At 68.5% G+C, this 2,047-nt stretch carries 2 protein-coding genes; one reads left to right on the top strand and one right to left on the bottom strand.

Annotation, left to right across the window (positions count from 1 at the left end):
- Positions 1 to 124: 124 nt before the first annotated feature.
- Positions 125 to 610, bottom strand: coding sequence for an LLM class flavin-dependent oxidoreductase (locus DD1DGNOD_RS31145; RefSeq protein WP_430827795.1), 486 nt, complete (start codon positions 608 to 610; stop codon positions 125 to 127).
- A gap of 137 nt (positions 611 to 747) precedes the next feature.
- Between DD1DGNOD_RS31145 and DD1DGNOD_RS10910 the strand changes: the two genes are divergently transcribed.
- On the top strand, positions 748 to 2,047 hold a 1,300-nt coding region (locus tag DD1DGNOD_RS10910; protein WP_131770038.1), incomplete at its 3' end, for an FMN-binding glutamate synthase family protein.

The following is a 2,047-nucleotide window of genomic DNA, read 5'->3' as shown; positions in this document are numbered from 1 at the left end:
TCGGAACCGGCCGTGACGTGGGCGGGCTGCCGCCCACCGCGTCTCCTTCGATCACGCGAGGGTGGGGGTGCCCAGGGCGTCCACGGTCGGCGCGCTGTGGAGCGGCTTGAGCGCGGCCGCCCGCCTATGGCCCGCACCGGCTCTGGGGGCCCAGCGGCGCGGCCGGATGGCCAACCGCCCCTGGTTGAACGGGGCAGTTTGACGTCGAAGATCTCACCGTCCACATACGACGACGGGTTGAGCAGAAGACCGTGCTTGTCGCGCCTGAGTGTGGCGAGCCAGCCCCGGTAGCGCTGGACCGCCAGATCCTCCCGCCCCGGCGGCGCGGTCTGCCAGCGGCCGCGGGCCCCGCGCCATGGTCTCGAGACGACGGCACCGGACGGTACGACGTCAAAGTGGTGACCGTCGTGAACAGCCGGATGGTCGAGGTAGGCGCCGCGATGTTGCTGAGGATGACCGCCGACACGGACGAGATGGCCGGACGGTCGTGACGCTCCCCGATGCCGTAGCCGTCGAACCCGAGCTGCTCCGCGAGCACCGCGTTGTCGACGAGCGGTCGAAGGTGCTCGGCCGGCGGCTTGTCCTGCCGCTCGACGTCGCTGAGGAGCATGAACTTCATGGCGAGTCCCTGTCCATGATCAGGAGCAGCTGTGCAGGGCGGAGGTGACGCCGCCCCTTTCGACGATGCTGACAGAAACTCGTCGGCCCGCGGCCAGGACAGGCACGGCTGCGGGTTCAATAGGGTGCGTGACGGTGGTCGGATGGACAGCGCTGGGAATCGTCCTGTCGGTGTGCGCGGTGGCGCTCTACGACCTGATACAGCGCCAGCACTCGATCCTGCGAACCTTCCCGGTCGTCGGGCACCTGCGCTTCCTGCTGGAGGACGTCGGCCCGGAGCTGCGCCAGTACATCGTGACCAGCAATGACGAGGAGCGGCCGTTCAGCCGCGACCAGCGCCGCTGGGTGTACGCGACGGCAAAGCAGATGAACGCCAGCTTCGGCTTCGGCACGGACAACGACCTGGAACAGTCGGCGAACTATCTCATCATCAAACCAGCGGTTTTCCCGCTGCCGGCACCTGCACCCGACGACGACCGGCTGGAATGCCGCAAGGTACTCGGCGCGGCGCGCGGCCGGACGCGCGCGTTCCGGCCGCCGTCGGTCGTGAACGTGTCGGGCATGAGCTTCGGCGCGCTGAGCGCATCGGCGATCGTCGCCCTCAACGAGGGGTCCGCCACCGCCGGATGTCTGCACAACACCGGCGAAGGAGGAGTGTCCGAACACCATCTGCACGGCGGTGACCTGGTCTTCCAGATCGGCACGGGTTACTTCGGCTGTCGTACCCCCGATGGCCGGTTCAGTCTCGAGCGCCTCGTGGAACTCGTCGAACGGCATCCGATCCGCGCACTGGAGATCAAACTCAGCCAGGGGGCGAAACCCGGTATCGGCGGTGTCCTGCCCGCGGCGAAGGTCACTCCCGAGATCGCCCGCATACGGGGGGTACGGGCCGGGGAGACCTGCATCAGTCCTTCCACCCATTCGGCGTTCAGTGACGTGGACAGCATGCTCGACACCGTCGAGGAGATCGCCGCGGCGACCGGGTTACCGGTCGGGATCAAATCGGCCGTGGGCGAGCTGGGCTTCTGGGAGGAACTGGCCGACCAGATGGTGGTCACCGGCCGTGGGGTCGACTTCGTCACCATCGACGGGGGCGAGGGCGGCACCGGCGCGGCACCGCTCGCCTTCAGCGACCATGTCGCGCTCCCGTTCAAACTCGGCTTCAGCCGGGTCCACAGAATCTTCACCGACGCCGGGCTCGACGAGCAGATCGTCTTCGTCGGCTCGGCCAAACTCGGCTTCCCCGAAACCGCGCTGCTGGCCATGGCCATGGGCTGTGATCTGATCAATGTCGGTCGGGAGACGATGCTGGCCCTGGGCTGTATCCAGGCGCAGCGCTGCCACACCGGCCGTTGCCCCACCGGGGTGGCCACCCAGTCCCGCTGGCTGGCGCGCGGGCTCGACCCCGGTGACAAGGCGGCCCGGGTCG

The organism is Candidatus Protofrankia californiensis (assembly GCF_900634765.1).
GTDB lineage: Bacteria > Actinomycetota > Actinomycetes > Frankiales > Frankiaceae > Protofrankia > Protofrankia californiensis.
This window is presented reverse-complemented; position numbering and strand designations above follow the sequence as displayed.

Coding starts and splice junctions, on each gene's coding strand:
- DD1DGNOD_RS31145 (WP_430827795.1), bottom strand. CDS start 610: ATGCTCCTCAGCGACGTCGAGCGGCAGGACAAGCCGCCGGCCGAGCAC.